10 protein-coding genes are annotated in these 17,700 nt (G+C 71.4%); 3 read left to right on the forward strand and 7 right to left on the reverse strand.

The window, feature by feature from the left end; all coding sequences use genetic code 11:
• Positions 1-174 precede the first annotated feature (174 nt).
• From mfd to QA861_RS17915, 3 genes are all read right to left on the reverse strand, one after another.
• A complete protein-coding gene (mfd, locus tag QA861_RS17905) occupies positions 175-3,729 on the reverse strand; it encodes a transcription-repair coupling factor (protein ID WP_334589325.1) in 3,555 nt (1,184 codons plus the stop codon).
• Between the two features lie 392 nt (positions 3,730-4,121).
• Positions 4,122-6,692: an ABC transporter permease gene (locus tag QA861_RS17910; RefSeq protein WP_334589326.1), complete on the reverse strand. Its 2,571-nt coding sequence runs from the start codon at positions 6,690-6,692 to the stop codon at positions 4,122-4,124.
• The gene (locus QA861_RS17915) at positions 6,689-7,477 is read right to left on the reverse strand and encodes an ABC transporter ATP-binding protein (RefSeq protein ID WP_044473866.1); all 789 of its coding nucleotides are present in this window, start codon (positions 7,475-7,477) and stop codon (positions 6,689-6,691) included. The genes QA861_RS17910 and QA861_RS17915 overlap by 4 nt, the downstream gene beginning before the upstream one ends.
• Positions 7,478-7,920: 443 nt before the next feature.
• Between QA861_RS17915 and QA861_RS17920 the strand changes: the two genes are divergently transcribed.
• Positions 7,921-9,435 (forward strand): MFS transporter, encoded by a 1,515-nt coding sequence (locus tag QA861_RS17920; RefSeq protein WP_443041563.1) that lies wholly within the window; start codon positions 7,921-7,923, stop codon positions 9,433-9,435.
• A gap of 85 nt (positions 9,436-9,520) precedes the next feature.
• On the opposite strand, the gene QA861_RS17925 is transcribed toward QA861_RS17920, so the two are convergent.
• The 3 genes from QA861_RS17925 to QA861_RS17935 form a co-directional block, all read right to left on the reverse strand.
• On the reverse strand, positions 9,521-10,417 hold the full coding sequence (locus QA861_RS17925) for a coiled-coil domain-containing protein (protein ID WP_334589328.1): 897 nt from the start codon (positions 10,415-10,417) through the stop codon (positions 9,521-9,523).
• A gap of 175 nt (positions 10,418-10,592) precedes the next feature.
• Positions 10,593-13,598 carry an SUKH-4 family immunity protein gene (locus QA861_RS17930; RefSeq protein ID WP_334589329.1) on the reverse strand — a complete coding sequence of 1,002 codons (3,006 nt, stop codon included), beginning with the start codon at positions 13,596-13,598 and terminating at the stop codon, positions 10,593-10,595.
• A 7-nt stretch (positions 13,599-13,605) separates the two neighbouring features.
• On the reverse strand, positions 13,606-14,625 hold the full coding sequence (locus tag QA861_RS17935) for an SMI1/KNR4 family protein (RefSeq protein WP_334589330.1): 1,020 nt from the start codon (positions 14,623-14,625) through the stop codon (positions 13,606-13,608).
• A gap of 353 nt (positions 14,626-14,978) precedes the next feature.
• On the opposite strand from QA861_RS17935, the gene QA861_RS17940 reads away from it, so the two are divergent.
• Positions 14,979-15,566, forward strand: a complete 588-nt coding sequence (locus QA861_RS17940; protein WP_334589331.1) for a YwqJ-related putative deaminase — start codon at positions 14,979-14,981, stop codon at positions 15,564-15,566.
• 88 nt (positions 15,567-15,654) lie between these two features.
• Positions 15,655-16,149 carry an SUKH-3 domain-containing protein gene (locus QA861_RS17945; RefSeq protein ID WP_334590611.1) on the forward strand — a complete coding sequence of 165 codons (495 nt, stop codon included), beginning with the start codon at positions 15,655-15,657 and terminating at the stop codon, positions 16,147-16,149.
• Between the two features lie 82 nt (positions 16,150-16,231).
• On the opposite strand, the gene QA861_RS17950 is transcribed toward QA861_RS17945, so the two are convergent.
• Complete coding sequence (locus tag QA861_RS17950) at positions 16,232-17,545, reverse strand: sensor histidine kinase (RefSeq protein WP_334589332.1); 1,314 nt, start codon at positions 17,543-17,545, stop codon at positions 16,232-16,234.
• Positions 17,546-17,700: the final 155 nt, after the last annotated feature.

Consider the following 17,700-nt stretch of genomic DNA (forward strand, 5'->3'; position numbering starts at 1 on the left):
GGAGCGCCGGAGGCCGGCTGAATCCTCGGCTCACCAGCAGGAGAAGCCGCCCACGACCCCCAACGGGCCGTGGGCGGCTCCCTGTTGCCGCTCTCTTTTGCCGCTCTCCGTTGCCGCTCTCCGTTGCCGCTTCCTGTTCCCTACTGCCTGTTCCCTACTGCACTGCCTGCTCGCTCACGATCCCAGGATCGAGGTCAGGAACTCGCCGGTCCAGCCCAGCAACTCCCGCCCTGCCACCGGCTTTCCGCCGACCTTCGCCGTCTTGGGGCGCGGTACGAGGATCTGGTGCGCGGTCGGCTTGATGACCGTCCCCGGGTAGAGGCGCTTGAGCCGCAGCTCCTGCGACTCCCTCAACTCCACCGGTGAGAAGCGGATGTTGACGCCCTGGAGCACGATGTCGCCGACGCCGCAGGCCCGCGCGAGCATCCGCAGCCCCGCCACGAGCAGCAGGTTCTCGACCGGCTCGGGCAACTTGCCGTAGCGGTCGACGAGTTCCTCCCGTACGGCCTTGATGTCGGCCTCCGTGTTCGCGGAGGCGATGGCGCGGTAGGCCGCGAGACGCAGGCGCTCGCCGGGTGCGTAGTCGTGCGGGACGTGGGCGTCGACGGGGAGCTCGATCCTGACCTCCAGCGGCGGCTCCTCCTCCACCCCGCCCTCCAGCGAGGCCCGGTAGTCCGCGACGGCCTCGCCGACCATCCGTACGTAGAGGTCGAAGCCGACTCCGGCGATGTGGCCGGACTGTTCGCCGCCGAGGAGGTTTCCGGCGCCGCGGATCTCCAGGTCCTTCATGGCGACGTACATGCCGGCGCCCATCTCGGTGTGCTGGGCGATGGTCGCGAGCCGCTCGTGGGCGGTCTCCGTGAGGGGCTTCTCCGGCGGGTAGAGGAAGTAGGCGTAACCGCGTTCCCGGCCACGGCCGACTCGCCCGCGCAGCTGGTGGAGTTGGGAGAGGCCGAAGTTGTCGCCGCGCTCCACGATGAGGGTGTTGGCGTTGGAGATGTCGATGCCGGACTCGACGATCGTCGTCGAGACGAGGACGTCGTACCGCTTCTCCCAGAAGTCGACGACGACCTGTTCCAGCGCCTGCTCGGACATCTGGCCGTGGGCGGTCGCGATCCGCGCCTCGGGGACGATCTCCCGCAGCCGGGCCGCCGCCCGGTCGATGGACTCGACCCGGTTGTGGATGTAGAACACCTGGCCCTCGCGCAGGAGTTCGCGGCGGATCGCGGCGCCGATCTGCTTCTCCTCGTAGGGGCCGACGAAGGTCAGCACCGGGTGGCGTTCCTCCGGCGGGGTGGTGATCGTCGACATCTCGCGGATGCCGGTGACCGCCATTTCGAGCGTACGGGGGATGGGCGTCGCGGACATGGTCAGTACGTCGACGTTGGCGCGCAGCTTCTTCAGCTGCTCCTTGTGCTCGACGCCGAACCGCTGCTCCTCGTCGACGATGACGAGCCCGAGGTCCTTGAACTTGGTCTCGGAGGAGAAGAGCCGGTGGGTGCCGATGACGACGTCGACCGAACCCTCGCGCAGGCCCTCCAGGGTGGCCTTCGACTCGGTCTCCGACTGGAAGCGGCTCAACGCCCGTACGTTGACGGGGAATTGGGAGTAGCGCTCCCCGAAGGTGCCAAAGTGCTGCTGTACGAGGAGAGTTGTGGGCACCAGGACGGCGACCTGCTTGCCGTCCTGGACGGCCTTGAAGGCGGCGCGGACGGCGATCTCCGTCTTGCCGTAGCCGACGTCGCCGCAGATCAGGCGGTCCATGGGGACCGTCTTCTCCATGTCATCCTTGACCTCGGCGATCGTGGTCAGCTGGTCGGGCGTCTCGACGTACGGGAAGGCGTCCTCCAGCTCGCGCTGCCAGGGCGTGTCGGGCCCGAAGGCGTGCCCGGGGGCCGCCATGCGTGCGCTGTACAGCTTGATCAGATCGGCGGCGATCTCCTTGACGGCCTTCTTGGCGCGCGCCTTGGTCTTCGTCCAGTCGGCGCCGCCGAGGCGGTGGAGGGTGGGTGCCTCGCCGCCGACGTACTTGGTGATCTGTTCCAGCTGGTCGGTGGGGATGTAGAGGCGGTCGCCGGGCTGGCCGCGTTTGGCGGGCGCGTACTCGACCACGAGATACTCGCGGGTCGCGCCCTGCACGGTCCGCTGGACCATCTCGATGTACCGGCCCACACCGTGCTGCTCGTGCACGATGTAGTCGCCGGTCTCGAGGGTCAGCGGGTCGATGGTCTTGCGGCGCCGGGCGGGCATACGGGCGCCGTCCTTGCCGGCGGCCTTCTGTCCGGAGAGGTCGGTCTCGGTCAGCACGGCGAGCTTCAGCTTCGGGTCGACGAACCCGAAGTCGATCGAGCCGCACGCCACATGCACGACGGAGGGGCTCAGGGCGGTCAGGTCGGCGTCGAGGCGGGCCGCGATGCCCTCGCTGCCGAGCACCTCGACCGTACGGGCGGCCGGGCCGTGCGCCTCGGTGACGAACACCGTGCGCCAGCCGTCCGCGAGCCAGCCCTTGGTGTCGGCGAGCGCCTTCGCGGTGTCCCCGCGGTAGGTCTCGGGCGCGTGCATGCCCAGCTTGAGCGTGTCCGCGTCGCCCGCCGCCGCGTCGGCGGAGGTGAGCGTCTCGTCGGCGGCGAACGGCGAGACGGACCACCACATCATGTCCAGCTCGCGCGCCCGGTCCCGTACGTCCGCGATGGACCACAGGGAGGCCGCGCCGACGTCGATGGGTGCCTCGCCGCCGCCCGCGGTGGCCGCCCAGGAGGCCTGGAGGAACTCCTGGCTGGTCGCCACCAGGTCGGCGGCCCGCGTCCGGACCCGCTCCGGGTCGCACACCACGGCCATGGAGCCCTTGGGCAGCACGTCGAGCAGCAGTTCCATGTCGTCGACGAGCACCGGGGCGAGGGACTCCATGCCCTCGACCGCGATCCCCTCGGCGATCTTGCCGAGCAGTTCTCCCAGCTCAGGGTGTGCCTCGGCGAGCGCCGCGGCCCGCTCCCGCACCTCGTCGGTGAGCAGCAGCTCGCGGCAGGGCGGCGCCCACAGCCCGTGCTCGGCAACTTCCAGGGAGCGCTGGTCGGAGACCTTGAAGTAACGGATCTCCTCGATGTCGTCGCCCCAGAACTCCACCCGGAGGGGGTGTTCCTCGGTGGGCGGGAACACGTCCAGCATGCCGCCGCGTACGGCGAACTCCCCCCGCTTCTCGATCAGCTCGACGCGCGAGTACGCGGCGGCTGCCAGCGCCTCGACGACGGTGCCCAGGTCGGCGGTCGCGCCGGTGCGCAACGCGACCGGCTCCAGCTCGCCGAGCCCCTTGACCTGTGGCTGGAGTACGGAGCGGATGGGGGCCACGACCACCGACACGGGACCGGTCTCGGGGTCGTCGGTACTGGGGTGGGTCAGGCGGCGCAGTACGGCGAGGCGACGGCCGACGGTGTCGCTGCGGGGCGAGAGGCGTTCGTGCGGGAGGGTCTCCCAGGCCGGGTACTCGGCGACCGTGTCCGGCGGCAGCAGCGTTCTGAGGGCGGCCGCGAGATCCTCGGCCTCACGACCGGTCGCGGTCACGGCCAGCACCGGGCGCCCGGACTGCCTGGCCAGCGCGGCCACGGCGAACGGACGGGCGGCGGGTGGTCCGACCAGGTCGACGTGCATACGGTTGCCGTCGCCGGCGGCCTTGATCGCTTCCGCGAGGGCGGCGTCCTTGACTACGACGTCGAGCAGACCGTGCAGACTCATGAGAGAGCTTTCGTGAGGGGCGGGCTGTGAGGGGTGGGCAACGCGAACCACCCGACACGTGTGACGGGCCGGGGGGGTGTCCAGCGTACGTCGCCGCGTCGGCCGGTGCGGCGCCTGTGGACAACGTGCGCCCCGGGGTGTTTCTCGCCCCCGCCGCCCCTACCCGTCCCATCCCTGGGGGCTGCGCCCCCAGCCCCCCCTTTCGACCCTGAAGGGGCCTCGTCCTCAAACGCCGGACGGGCTGAAAATCAGCCCCTCCGGGGGCAGCGCCCCCCAGGGTGGGGCGGGAAACGTCACGGAGCCCGGCGCCGAGGAGTCCCCCAAGACTCCCCGACGCCGGGCCCACCCCCGTACCCCCCGTTCCCCCGTGCTCCCCCTAGTCCGTTAGTCCGTTAGTCCGTAGCGATGGCGTTCAGCACGTTCATCCGTCCTGCCCTGAACGCCGGTACCAGTGCCGCGAACAGGCCCACGAAGGCCGAGCCGACGAAGACGCCCATGATCGTCGGCCAGGGGATCTCCAGGACGTTCAGGCCCTCCAGGGCCAGCAGTCGCTGGGCCGTCGCGCCCCAGCCCATTCCCAGGCCCAGGCCGAGCATCGCGCCGAAGAGGGCGATCACGACCGACTCCAGCCGGATCATCCGGCGCAGTTGCAGCCGCGACAGACCGATCGCCCGCATCAGGCCGATCTCCCGGGTCCGCTCCACCACCGACAGGGCCAGGGTGTTCACCACACCCAGGACCGCGACCACGATCGCCAGGGCGAGCAGACCGTAGACCATGTTCAGGAGCTGGCCGATCTGGTCCTTCAGTTCCTGCTTGTAGTCGGTCTGGTCGCGGACCTGGTACTGCGGGTAGGGGTCGAGGGCCTTCTTCAGCGCCGCGTACGCGGCCTCCTGCTCGCCCTTCTTCGCCGAGGCGAACATCACGCTGTTCGGCGGGATCTTGTCGGCCGGCAGGTACTTCTCCACCGTCGCGATGGACAGGTACCGCGAGCCCTTGTCGATCGCCACGTCGTCGTCCGTGACGGCGGCGACCTTGAGCTTCGCCGTCAAGCCGCTCTTGAAGGCGACGGTCATCGTGTCGCCGACCTTCACCCCGTGGTCCTTGGCGTACTCGGAGCCGATGGACATGGCGTTCAGCCCGTACGCGGCGCTCAGCGAGCCCGAGACGGTGGTGCGGCGCAGGTCGGAGGCGTACGTCGGGTCGGCGGCCGTCAGCTGGGTCTTCTCGGCCTTGCCGGTGGGCGGGGTCAGGGTGACCTCGACCTCCTTGTAGCGGGTGACGTGGGTGAGGCCGGGCGAGTTCTGCATCGCCTTCTCCGCCTGCGGCACGATCCGCTGGTTGCCCTCGACGATGAAGTCCGCGCCGACCGACTTGTCCAGCTCGCTCGTCGCCGAGGCGACCATCGACGAGCCGACCACCGACAGACAGGCGACCAGGGCGAGGCCGATCATGAGGGCCGCGCCGGTGGCGCCGGTGCGGCGCGGGTTGCGCAGGGCGTTGCGCTCGGCCAGCCGGCCGACGGGACCGAAGCCTCGCAGCAGCACGGCGCTGAGCACCCGTACGACACCGCCGGCGAGGAGCGGGCCGATGATCACGAACCCGAGGAGCGTGAGCACGACTCCCGCGCCGAGGACCAGCGAGCCGTCGCTGGCGTTGTCGGCGGTGGCTGCCAGGTAGAGGGCGAAGCCGCCGGCGCCCGTCAGGACGAGGCCGATGAGTCCCCGTACGAGGCCCGCCTTGCCGTCGGCCGGGGTACCGGCGTCGCGCAGGGCGGCCATCGGGGAGACCTTGCCCGCCCGGCGTGCCGGGAGGTAGGCGGCGAAGACGGTGACGACGACGCCGAGGACCAGACCGATCACCGGGGTGGTCGCCTTGACGGTGAGGTCCTCGGTGGAGAGGTTCATGCCTGCCATCGCCATCAGCTTCATCAGGCCGACCGCGATGCCGACCCCCGCGCCGACACCGAGGATCGATCCGACGAAGCCGAGCAGCAGCGCCTCCACCAGCACGGACCGGTTGACCTGCTTGCGGGAGGAGCCGATCGCCCGCATCAGGCCGATCTCGCGGGTCCGCTGGGCGACCAGCATCGAGAAGGTGTTGATGATCAGGAAGATGCCGACCAGGAACGCGATTCCGGCGAAGCCGAGCATGGCGTACTTGATGACGTTCATGAACTGGCCGATGCCTTCTCGGCTCTCGTCGGAGAACTCCTTCTGCGTCTGCACCTTGAACACACCGTCGGCCGTCAGGGCCCGGGTGACGTTCCGCTTGAGCTGTGTGTCGGTGACCCCGCCGGCGGCCGTGACGTTGAGCTGGGTGAACCGGCCGGTGGCGCCGAGGAGTTCGCGCTGTGCGGTGGCGGTGTCGAAGTAGACGACGGCCGCACCGGGATTGGTCACCTTGAAGGTGGCTATGCCGACGATCCGCGCCCGGATGTCACCGGTCTGCGCGATGGTACGAAGCTCGTCGCCCATCTTCAGATGGTGCTTGTCGGCGGTGTCGGCGTCGACCATCACCTCGGTGGGCCCGCGGGGTGCGTGACCGCTGGTGATCTCCATCGAACGCAGGTCGTTGCGTGTCCAGTTGCCCGCGATGGTCGGAGCGCCGGTGGTGGACCCCATGTTCTCGTTGTCGCTGTTGACGACCGTCACGTTCATCGAACTGACCGAGCCCTCGGCCGACTTGACGCCCTCGGCCTGCTGCGCCTTGGCGAGCACGGAGGCCGGCAGCGACTCGGGCACCCCGTTCTGCGGGGTGTCGTCGCTCTTGGCCGCCTTCGGCGACACCGTGACGTCGGACGACGTGGTCGAGAAGAGCTTGTCGAACGTCGTGTTCATGGTGTCGGTGAAGACGAGCGTCCCGCACACGAACCCCACCGACAGCAGCACGGCCACCGCCGAGAGAGCCATCCGGCCCTTGTGCGCGAAGAAGTTGCGCATCGAGGTCTTCAGCACAGTCATGACGTACGCCCCCGCGCGTCGAAGTCCTTCATACGGTCGAGGACGCTGTCGGCGGTCGGCCGGAACATCTCGTCGACGATCCGCCCGTCCGCCAGATACAGCACCCGGTCGGCGTACGAGGCGGCCACCGGGTCGTGCGTGACCATCACGATGGTCTGGCCGAGCTCGTCCACCGAGCGGCGCAGGAAGCCCAACACCTCAGCGCCCGCACGGGAGTCGAGGTTTCCGGTCGGCTCGTCACCGAAGATGATCTCGGGACGCGCGGCCAACGCCCTTGCCACGGCGACGCGTTGCTGCTGACCGCCGGAGAGCTGGTTGGGCCGGTGCTTGAGCCGGTCCTTCAGTCCCACGGTCTCGACGACCTGGGCCAGCCAGCCCTTGTCCGGCTTGCGGCCCGCGATGTCCATGGGGAGCGTGATGTTCTCCAACGCGCTGAGCGTCGGCAGCAGGTTGAACGCCTGGAAGATGAACCCGATCCGGTCCCGGCGCAGTTGCGTCAGCTTCTTGTCCTTGAGCCCGGTGATCTCGGTGTCGTCGAGGTAGATCTGCCCGGACGTCACGGTGTCGAGGCCGGCGAGGCAGTGCATGAGGGTGGACTTGCCGGAGCCCGAAGGGCCCATGATCGCGGTGAACTGTCCCCGCGCGATGTCCACGTCGACCTGGTCCAGGGCGACGACACGGGTCTCACCGGACCCGTACGCCTTCACGACCTGCCGCGCCCGTGCGGCAACGGCCGTACGCCCTCCAGTGCCCCCGTGCCTGGTGATTGTCACAGCCGATGTCACGGTATGTCTCCTAAGTCGGTCAGTGCTGAGCGCGCACTGATCCCGGGTGATGCTTCGCTGATCCGCCGGACGGACTGTCCCGCGTCGTGTCTTCGCGTCGTGCCCTGCGTTGTGTGTATGAGTCTGCTGGTGGGAGGGGGTCCGGGTCTCTGGTGCCCAGCGCAGTCTTGTGCGGGGGAAAACCCCACCCCCGAAGTTCAGGAACGCCGTCCCCAGCGGCGTAAAGCCAGGTTAAGGAGCTGGGGCGCCCCGTCTCGTCCTCCGTCGGTACGAACCCTCCCCGAGCCTTAGTAAGGAGGTACCCCTAGGGGCTGTCCACCCCTCGGTGGAGCGGGTCTCGGGGTTGCCTCCACCCTCCTGCCCGGCCACGCTCCACCCTCCCGCCGCGTGAGGGTCAAGTGGCAGAGTGACCGTCGGCAGATAGATGCAGGGGGAAAGGAAACCTGGTGGGCAGTGGGCGCCGTACGAGACCCGAGACACGCGACACCGCGCAGCGCACCGGAACCGGGAAACGAGGGGCCGTCGTCGCCGCCCTGATGCTCGCGATGGCGCTGGCCGCGCTCGACTCCACCATCGTGTCCACCGCCGTACCGCAGATCGTCGGCGACCTCGGCGGCTTCTCCGTCTTCTCCTGGCTGTTCTCGGGCTACCTGCTGGCCGTCACGGTCACCCTCCCGGTCTACGGCAAGCTCTCCGACACCTTCGGCCGCAAACCGGTCCTGATAGCGGGCTGTGCCCTGTTTCTCGCCGGCTCGCTGCTCTGCGCGCTGGCCTGGAACATGGGCGCGCTGATCGCGTTCCGGATCATCCAGGGCCTCGGCGGCGGCGCCCTCCAGGGCACGGTCCAGACGCTGGCCGCCGACCTCTACCCGCTGGAGCAACGCCCCAAGATCCAGGCGAAGTTGTCGACCGTGTGGGCGACCTCGGCGGTGGCGGGCCCCGCGGTGGGCGGGATCCTGGCGGCCTACGCCGACTGGCGCTGGATCTTCCTCGTCAACCTCCCCGTCGGCGCGGTGGCGATGTGGCTCCTGGCCCGCCACCTCCACGAACCGCAGCGTGACACCTCCGGCGTCCGCCCGCGCATCGACTGGGCCGGCGCGCTGGCGGTCTTCGCGTGCGGCGGCGTACTCCTGACGGCCCTCGTCCAGGGCGGCGTGGCCTGGCCCTGGCTGTCGTGGCCGTCAACCGCCTTCTTCGGTACGGGACTTGCGCTCGTGCTGCTCGTCGTCGTGATCGAACGCCGCGCGGCCGAGCCGATCATCCCCGGGTGGGTGTGGCGGCGCCCCACGATCGCGGCGGTCAACCTGGCGCTGGGCGCGCTGGGCCTGCTGATGGTGGCCCCGACGGTGTTCCTGCCGACGTACGCCCAGTCGGTGCTGGGCCTGACCCCGATCGCGGCCGGATTCGTGCTGTCCGTATGGACGTTGAGCTGGCCGGTGTCGGCGGCGCTGAGCCAGCACGTGTACCGCAGGATCGGCTTCCGCGACACGGCGGTGCTCGGCATCGGCACGGCGACCCTGATCCTGCTGGCGTTCCCCTACCTCCCCTACCCGGGCTCTCCCTGGCAGCCCACGCTTCTGATGCTGCTGCTCGGCGGCGCTCTCGGTCTCTTCCAACTTCCGCTGATAGTGGGCGTCCAGTCGACGGTCGGCTGGTCGGAGCGCGGCACGACGACGGCGTCGGTGCTGTTCTGCCGCCAGAGCGGCCAGACGATCGGCGCGGCCCTGTTCGGCGCGGTGGCCAACGGCGTACTGGCGTCCCGGCTGGGCGGCGCGGGCGACCTGGACTCGGTGACCAGGTCGCTGGGCACGAGCACCGCGACGGAGGCGACCCGCCGGGCGATCGCGGACGCGGTGCACTCGGTGTACTTCGGAGCGGCGGGCGCGGCGGCACTGGCCTTCGTGGTGCTGCTGGTGCTGGCGCCGCGAAGGTTTCCGGTGCTGGAGAGGGACCAGTAGGGGCGGGCAGGGGAAAGGAACCAGTAGGGGAAAGGGACCAGTTGGGGCCGGTAGCGGAACGGGTGGCGCGGGACTTCAGCCGTTTCTACTCCGCCGCCGCCCGCCCCGTGAGCGTGGTCAGGCTGCTGCGTACATGGTCCATGTGGGCCTGTACGTCGTCCCACTCCTGCCCGTGCTCCCGCAGCAGGCGCTCCGTCTCGCGGGCGACGCGGTCCTCCTGGACGCGGGCCTCGGCGAGGATCTCGGCGGCGCGGATCCGGGCGTATTCCTCGGTGCGCCCGACCGATCCCTCGGCCTCCGCGAAGGCCCGCTCCGCCTCGGACAGCGCGGCCTCGGCAGCCGCAACCCGCTCCATGTTCCGTGCCTCCAGGGCGACTTCACGCTCGGCGGAGAGCCGTTCCGCCGCGGCCCACCGCTCGGCGTACTCCTTCTCCTGCTCGGCGAGCAGCCCCGAGGTCCGCAGCCGCATCTCCCGCAACGCGGCCAGCGCCTCCCCCCGGCCCTCCTTGACCTCCCGCCGGGCGCCGATCCGGATCTCGTCGGCCTCGGCGCGGGCGGCGAGCAGCCGGTGCCGGGCACGTTCCTCGGCCTCGGTCCGTACGGTCTCGGCGGCGGCGCCCGCGGCCTCCAGCAGCGCGTCGGCGCGGGCCTCGGCCGCCGCGACCAGCTGCCGCGCCTCGCTCCGCCCCCGCTCCCGCACCGCGCCGGCCTCCTCGACGCCCAACTCGAAGAGCTGCCGGGCGCGTTCACCGAGGCTGTCGTACGTCTGCGGCTCCAGCGCCGCCACGACCTCCCGCAGCCGCTCCGACTCCGCGTCCATCTCCCGGGCGAGCACGGTCAGCCGCGCGGCCCGCTCCCAGGCCGCGTCCCGCTCCGCGGAGAGCGCGGCGGCGTACGCGTCGACCTGATCGGGCCGGTAACCGCGCCCCCGTCCGGCCCCGAAACCGGCCACGAAACCGTACGACATCGCTGCGCCGCTCATCCTGCAACCCCTCTCCGCGTACGACGTAATGATTCGCGCACATCTTGATGGATTGGGATGAAATGTGCCTAACGCGACACTCCGGGCCGAGTCACGACCGGTACGCGGAAGGGGGGTGGGTGACCGTACGTCGTACGGTCACCCACCCCCCTTCCGAAACAGCCCCGCCGGCCGGCTAGAGCAACCCGTCCCACATCTGCTCCAGCAGCACCGACCACCAGCTCTCCGGGGAGCCGAGCGCCGCCGGGTCGAGGGAGGCGAGCTGAACCTGGAAGTCGACGGTCCAGCGGCCCGCCTGCTCCTGGTTGAGGCCGTGGCGCAGCCGCCACATACGGCCGAGCAGCGCGAGACAGCGCGCGAACTCCGGCAGCCCCGTGTTCACGAACTGCGGCGGTACGGGCGCTCCGCCCGGCCCCGCCTCCACGGGCACCGCGACGATGTTCGCCGTCCCGTACTGCACGCAGACCGCCCTGCCGAAGTCGCTGCCCATCACGAGATACGACCCGGCGTCCGACGCCGGCCGCACCCCACGCTCCTGCGCCAGCTCCGCGAGTGTCGGCACCGGCCGCCCCGGCTGGGCCTGCGCCCAGAAGAACGGCCCCATGTCGGCGGGCAGCCCGGCGACGACCAGCGTGTGCGCCACGATCGGCGGCACCCCCTGCCGCGACACCGCCGCCTGGTCGAACCGGAACACCCCGGGCCCGAACGCACCGGCCAGCTCCTGCGCGACCCCCTCCGGGGGGATCGGCGGCGCGGGCTGCACCGGCGGAAGCGGCGTACGCACCGGCCCCGGTCGTGCCGGACCATCCGCCACCTGGTGCAACTCACCCTGGTGCGCGAGGAGTTGGGCCATGCCCTGCTGACGGCTCGCGTGATCGGTGCCGTAGGGCGCGATGCTCGTGATGCGGGCGTTCGGCCACTGCTCGCGGATCATGCGCGCGCAGTAGGCACCCGGCAGCTCACAGCTCTCCAACTCGGTGTGCAGTTCGAGGACCTGATCCGGCGGGATGTTCATCGCCCGCAGCTCGTGGAAGATCTGCCACTCCGGATGCGGCGTCCCCGGCGCGGACCTCCGGATCACCTGCTGCTCGGACCCGTCGGGCGCCCGGTAACGAAGAACGGCCTGATAGCCGGGACCGACCGTGGGCTGCCCGGGCGGGGGGTAACCGTACGAGGGGGGCTGAGCGCCGGGAGGGGCCGCGAGGTTCGGCGCGGGAGGCGGCGGAAACCCGGAGGCGGACGCCGACCGGGGGTGCCCCGCGAAACCGGGCGCCGCCATCCCGGGCACAGGCGGACCACCCGGCGCGTGCATACCGGGCGGCGGCGTCGCACCGGGGGACACAGGGGGCTGAGGAACGCCGGGAGGCGCGCCAGGGGTGCCAGGGGTTCCATGGGTGCCGTGGGCACCCGGGACGCCGGACGAACCGGGGAACCCGGAGCCGCCAGGAAACCCGGGACCACCTTGCGCGCCCGGGGTGGGGTAACCGCCCGGCGCACCGGGGGCACCCTGCCCGCCCGGCGCGCCCTGAGCACCCGCGAAACCGGGGGCACCCTGCCCGCCAGGCGCGCCATGGCCGCCCGGAGCGCCGGGGAACCCCGGTGCGTTGGGGGGGCCGGGAGGACCAGGTACACCGACGGCCGGAGGCGGCGGGGGCATGCCGGGACCGGCGACCGGGGGGCCGGCCAGCATGGTCTCGGCATAGTGCACGGCACCCGGGGTCCCAGGAACACCGGGAGGCTGGGGAGCACCAGGCGCGGACGGTACGCCCGGAGCACCCGGAGCGGACGGAGCGGACGGTACGCCCGGCGCACCCGTAGGCCGGGCAGCTCCAGGGCTCCCTGGCGCGCCCGGCGGACGGGGCACGTTGGCGGCGCCGCCCTGGGGGTCCGCGAACATGGTCGCGGCCTGGTGTACACCGTCGGGAGGGGTACCCCCGGGCGAGTGCGCAACGCCGGGCCGGTTCGAGGCACCAGGGGCACCCGGAGCTCCGGGCGGACCCGGAGGCAACGGAACGCCGGGCGGGTTCGGCGCACCCGGAGGCCGAGGAGCACCGGACACCCCGAGCCGACCGGACCCACCAGGGGCACCCGGCGCACCCGGAACCTGACCCGCACCCCCGCCCGGAACCCCGGGAGCCGCCGGAGGCTGGGGCGCACCGGCCCCGCCGGTCCCACCCGGACCGGAGAACATCGTCGCGGCCTGATGAACGCCCCCAGAAGGCGCCCCCGGCCGATTCTGCACGCCCGCGGGATCCGGACCGCCGACCCCGGCAGCCCCGGCAGCCCCTTCGGCGTCGAGGGCGGAAACGAACTGCGTGGGCGCGTAACCACCGGCGGGGCCGGGCCCCGGCGGAGGAGGAGGCGCAACTCCCGGACGGGCGCCCGGAGTTCCAGGTGCGCCCGGCGGAGGCGGGGTGCTCGCACCCCGGGCACCGCGCGGCGGCGGGGCCTTGCTGGTCGCCGCGTCGGCGATCTCGCCGGCGTTCGGCGCGAGCGCCCGCGCCGGAGGGGTGGGCGCACCGGGCGCCCCCTGCGGATACCCGTACCCCGCGGTCTCCGCGAGCCCCGAAGCCGCCGCGGCACCGTTGAGGGCGTCGCGGTCGTCGTCGCCGAGCGGCGGCGAGAACACGGTCGCCGGCAGGGGCACGGAAAGGTCCTCGCCCGCGTCCACACTCGTCGTGTCGGTCCCCGTCCAGGGCGTGGCCCCCGGCGGCACCGAGTCCACCGGCCCCCCGCCCGAGGAGGCTCCGGAACCCGACGCCGCCCCACCGCCGGAGGCACCCGCGCCCGACCGCCGGTCAGGCTGGATCCCCAGCTTGTCCGCCGCCTCCTGCAACCACTCCGGCGGAGTCAGCAGGAACGACGTCTGGTTCAGGTCGACCCGGGCCGGAGGCGCCGGTACCGCGTCCTCGACCGAGGCCGCACGGCCGTACTCCTCCTCGTACCGGCGGATCACCTCACCGACCGGCAGGGCTGGCCACAGCGTGGCCTCGCCGCTGTCCCGGGCCAGGACCAGCCGCTGCGCGCCCCCGTCCGAACGCGGACCCTCCGCGCGGTCCTCCGCCCAGACCACGAACCCGAGCTCGAACTCCCGTACCCGCACCTCCCGGTGCTGATACGACGGCACATCCCCGTTGACCCATTCCTCGGCGTGCTCCTGCGCCTGCGCGAACGTCACCATCGGTCAGTCACTCCCCCACCGAAGACACCGAAGACGCCGAAGACACCTGGGACGGCACCGGAACCGCACGCGCGAAACCGCCGTCCACCATCAGGTTCGCCACCGTCTCCAGCTCCGGCGGATTGCCCGCGAGCCGGGACAGGAACTGGTCGAAGTCGTCGCCGCACGGCAGCAGCAGCCGCTCCACCCGGTCGGCCGGCGGCCACGTCGGATCGACGTCCCGCGCGTCGTCGTACGCGCAGAACCACACCGACCCGAGCCGCTCACCCTTCACCCGCACAGCCAGCAGACCACCCTGCACGAAACCGACGCACAGATAGTCCTTCGTCAGATGATCACGCAGACACTTGTTGACGTACACGAGGTCGTTGACCGCCGCCTCGTCCCGCACCGTGAAGAACGGCTGGTCCACCAGCAGCCCCAGCTCGGCGTCGAGCGCCGCACCCACCGGCGCGCACCCGCCCGCCGCCTTCAGGAACGACCGGTACGCCCCCGGCAGCCGGTAGCCGAGGTCCTCCTCGACGCCCTGCACCTGCGACTCGGTCACCGCCACCGCCGACTTCGGCAACGCGAAATGCGCGGGCCGCGTCTCCTGCAGCGGCCGCGTACCGCGCTTGTGCTGGTCGACGGCCGACGTCGCGATCCCGCCGTGATGCCGCAGCAGCGCCTTCACCTCGACCGGCACGAGCTCCAACCGCCGCCCACCGGGTACGTGGTGCCAGGTCCAGCCGTGCGGCGTCGCCACCGCCGGAACCGTGTCCCACAGCTCGTGCCCGGACGCGGCGAGCGCCGCGTTCGCCGACACGTAGTCCGTCAGCCGCAGTTCGTCGACGCCGAAACCCTCGGGCGGCTCCGCGATCTCCGCCACCGCACGCGCGTAGAGCGAGAAGTCGGGATAACCGCGCTCGTCGACCCGCACCCCTCTCGGGTGCCGGGTGGCCCGTACCGGGTCCGGGAAGTGCACGACCTGCCCGGCATAGGCCGCGTTCGGCGGCACGGCTCGCTGCCCGAGCCGACCTGTCGTCATGGCGGTTGCCCCCTGCGGCGTTTAAAAAGGCCTGTACATCAGTACGACCCGTACGTCTGTCACAACACGTCACGTCACATCACCGCCGTCCCGCCTGTCAGCACATCAGTGCGGACAGCAACCCGGACGGCGCTGCGGATCGCGGCTGCCCGACAGCCTATGCGGTACGCCGACACCGGTCACCGGCGCCGGTCACCGGCCCCCCGCTTCCGTGACCAGCCGTCACCCTGCCGTGACGGTGCGACGAAGCCCTGGCGTGTCACACCGCCCCAGCTACCGCACCAGGCGCGCTATTTGGCACTCTGTGTCCGCCGGAGCGTTGTACGGGGGAGACACCGGAGGGGATGACGATCATGAACGCGACACAGACAGGGACTCAGACGGGAAGGCCGGCAGAACGGCCGACAGACAACCCAGCGAGAACACTCACGCCCGAAATGCCCGGTACGACCGGCAGACCCGGCGGCGACCCACGCGTCGGCTGGAGCAGCAACGAGACGCCCCGCGTCCCGACCCTCCGCCACCGCCGCGACGGCATACTCCCCACTGTCGCCGCCGCCCTCTCCGTACGCGGCGCCACCCTCACCGGCACCGCCGCACGCGCCGACCAGCCACCCGCCCTGCACCCCCTCGTCCAGGACTTCCTGGACACCCTCGCCAGCACCCACCGCGACCGCTCCACCGGCCGCTGCGCCGAGGCACTCCTCATATCCCGGCAGATCACCCTCGCCGACGAAGCCCGCAGCCGACGCGCCGCCCGCAAACCCATGACCAACGGCGAAGCCCGCAGAGCACTCAAACAAGCCAAACTCACCGCCCGCCACATCCGCGAGGACGGCGACCCCCTCCACGGCAGCTTCGCCACACCCTGCCGCTCCTGCACAGCACTCAGCGCCCACTTCGGCGTCCGCATAGTCGACTCGTCGCCCCCCACCGACTGACGCCCCCCACCCCTCCCCAGACCCCCCACCGCACGACGGCGCCGCACCGGGCACGCGCCGGTCCATGACCTCGACGATCGAACGGCAGATGCACACCGACCGCACCTCCACCACCCGCTTCCCCGTAGCCGTCGACGCCGCGCTGCGCGCCGCCGGCTGGCAGCCAGGCCGCTGGGACATAAAACAGGCCGAGATCTGGGCCGACGCCCTACGCGGCCACGCCTCCCCCGCCGGCCACCGCCACGCGGTCTTCCCCGCCGCCGTCGAAGCCTGGGCCGAGTTCGGCGGCCTGCACATCACACCCCCCGGCCCCGGCCGCCAGGTCGCCCCCACCGCCCTGCACCTCGACCCCCTCCACGGCCTCCACATGGCCCGCACCCTCGCCGACCTCGGCCGCGCCCTCGACACCGAGGTCTGCCCCCTCGGCGAGGAACCCGAGACCCAGACCCTCCTCGCCATCGACACGTCAGGCCGCGTCTACGCCCTCGACCACACCGGAGACTGGTACCTCGGCCACGACCTCGACCAGGCCCTCGCCACCCTGATCACCGGCCTGGAACCCGCACGCCTGACAGCCCCCTGAAACCCACACACCCCGGCACCCCGGCACCCCGGCACCCCGGCACCCGCACTGGGCAACACCGGCAACACCCCAGGCCAAACCACTAGGTCGGGATGACCGCCGACACCCGAAACCCCCCCGCCTCCGTCGACCCGGACACGAACACCCCGCCCAACGCGGCAACCCGCTCCTTCATCCCGAGCAGACCGTTACCCCCCGACGGAAACCGCACCGAAGAGCCCGACACGGGCTCGGGCGGCGGCTCGTTCTCCACCTGCATCGCGATCTCGTCACCCCGATGCGCCAGCCGTACGTGCGTCTTCGCACCCGCCGCGTGCTTGTGGACGTTCGTCAACGCCTCCTGCACCACCCGGTACGCCGTCTGCTCCACCTCCGCGCCGTACAACCGCACCTCCCCCTCGACCGACAGCGCCACCACCATCCCCGCGGCCGCCGACTGCCCGATCAACTCCTCCAACTCGGACAGACACGGCCCGTCCCCCACACCCTCACCACCCGACGCGGCACGAGACGCGGCCACCGCCGCGGCCACCCCCACCGCCGCCAACGGCACACCCTGCACCCGCCGCTCCAAACCCTCCCCCGACCGCAACACCCCGAGCATCTCCCGCAACTCGGTCAACGCCTGCCGCCCCATGTCCCCCACAAGAGCGGCATTCCGCACAGCCTTCTCAGGATCCTTCCGGGCGATCGCCTGCAGAGCCGCCGCATGCACCACCATCAGACTCACCCGATGCGCCACCACGTCGTGCATCTCACGGGCGATACGCGTCCGCTCCTCGTTCCGCGCCCACTCCGCCCGCTCCTCGGCCCGCTCCGCCAGCAACTGAAGCTCCCGCTCCAGACTGTCCGCCCGCTCCCGAAGACTCTCCATCAACCGCCGCCGCGCCCCCACGTACAACCCGAGCAGCAACGGCGGCGCGGTCGCACCCAACGACGTGAGGATGGCGACGATCGGGACCAGCCAGTCCCCGATCTTCAGACCCCCGTCCGCCACACCCTGGTGCGACCGCACGAACGTCACGATGAGCGTCCCCACCATCGCCATCCCCGCCAGCGCCCCGATGATCCGCCGGGGCAGCTCGGAGGCGGCGAGCGTGTACAACCCGACGACGCCCATCAGATAGCCCATCTGGGCCGGCCCGACGGCGATCGACACCAGCACGACAGCGATCGGCCACCGCCGCCGAAACACCAGCACGGACCCGGCGACAAGCCCGAACAAAATCCCGGCGGACACCGGGATCCCCGCCTCCCGAGCGAACCGGACGCCCTCCCCGGCGCACTCCACGGCGGACACCGACGCGAGACCCACATCCAGCACCGCACCGCGCCACCTGGTCCACCACCAGGGCCCGGTCAGGGCCGCGGCGTGCTCATCCCCCGTAGTGGTCATGCGTCCCAGCCTACGTTCGGGTGCCGCCCATTTTCCGGCGAGTTTCGACGACCGCCCCGCACCACGGGACCGCCCGCGACCGCAATCGAACAGAAGCGAAACCCACCAGAATCCCTCGAACTGCTGAACCGCGCACCGTTCGACCCCGGAAGCGA

Source organism: Streptomyces sp. B21-083 (genome assembly GCF_036898825.1).
Classification (GTDB): domain Bacteria; phylum Actinomycetota; class Actinomycetes; order Streptomycetales; family Streptomycetaceae; genus Streptomyces.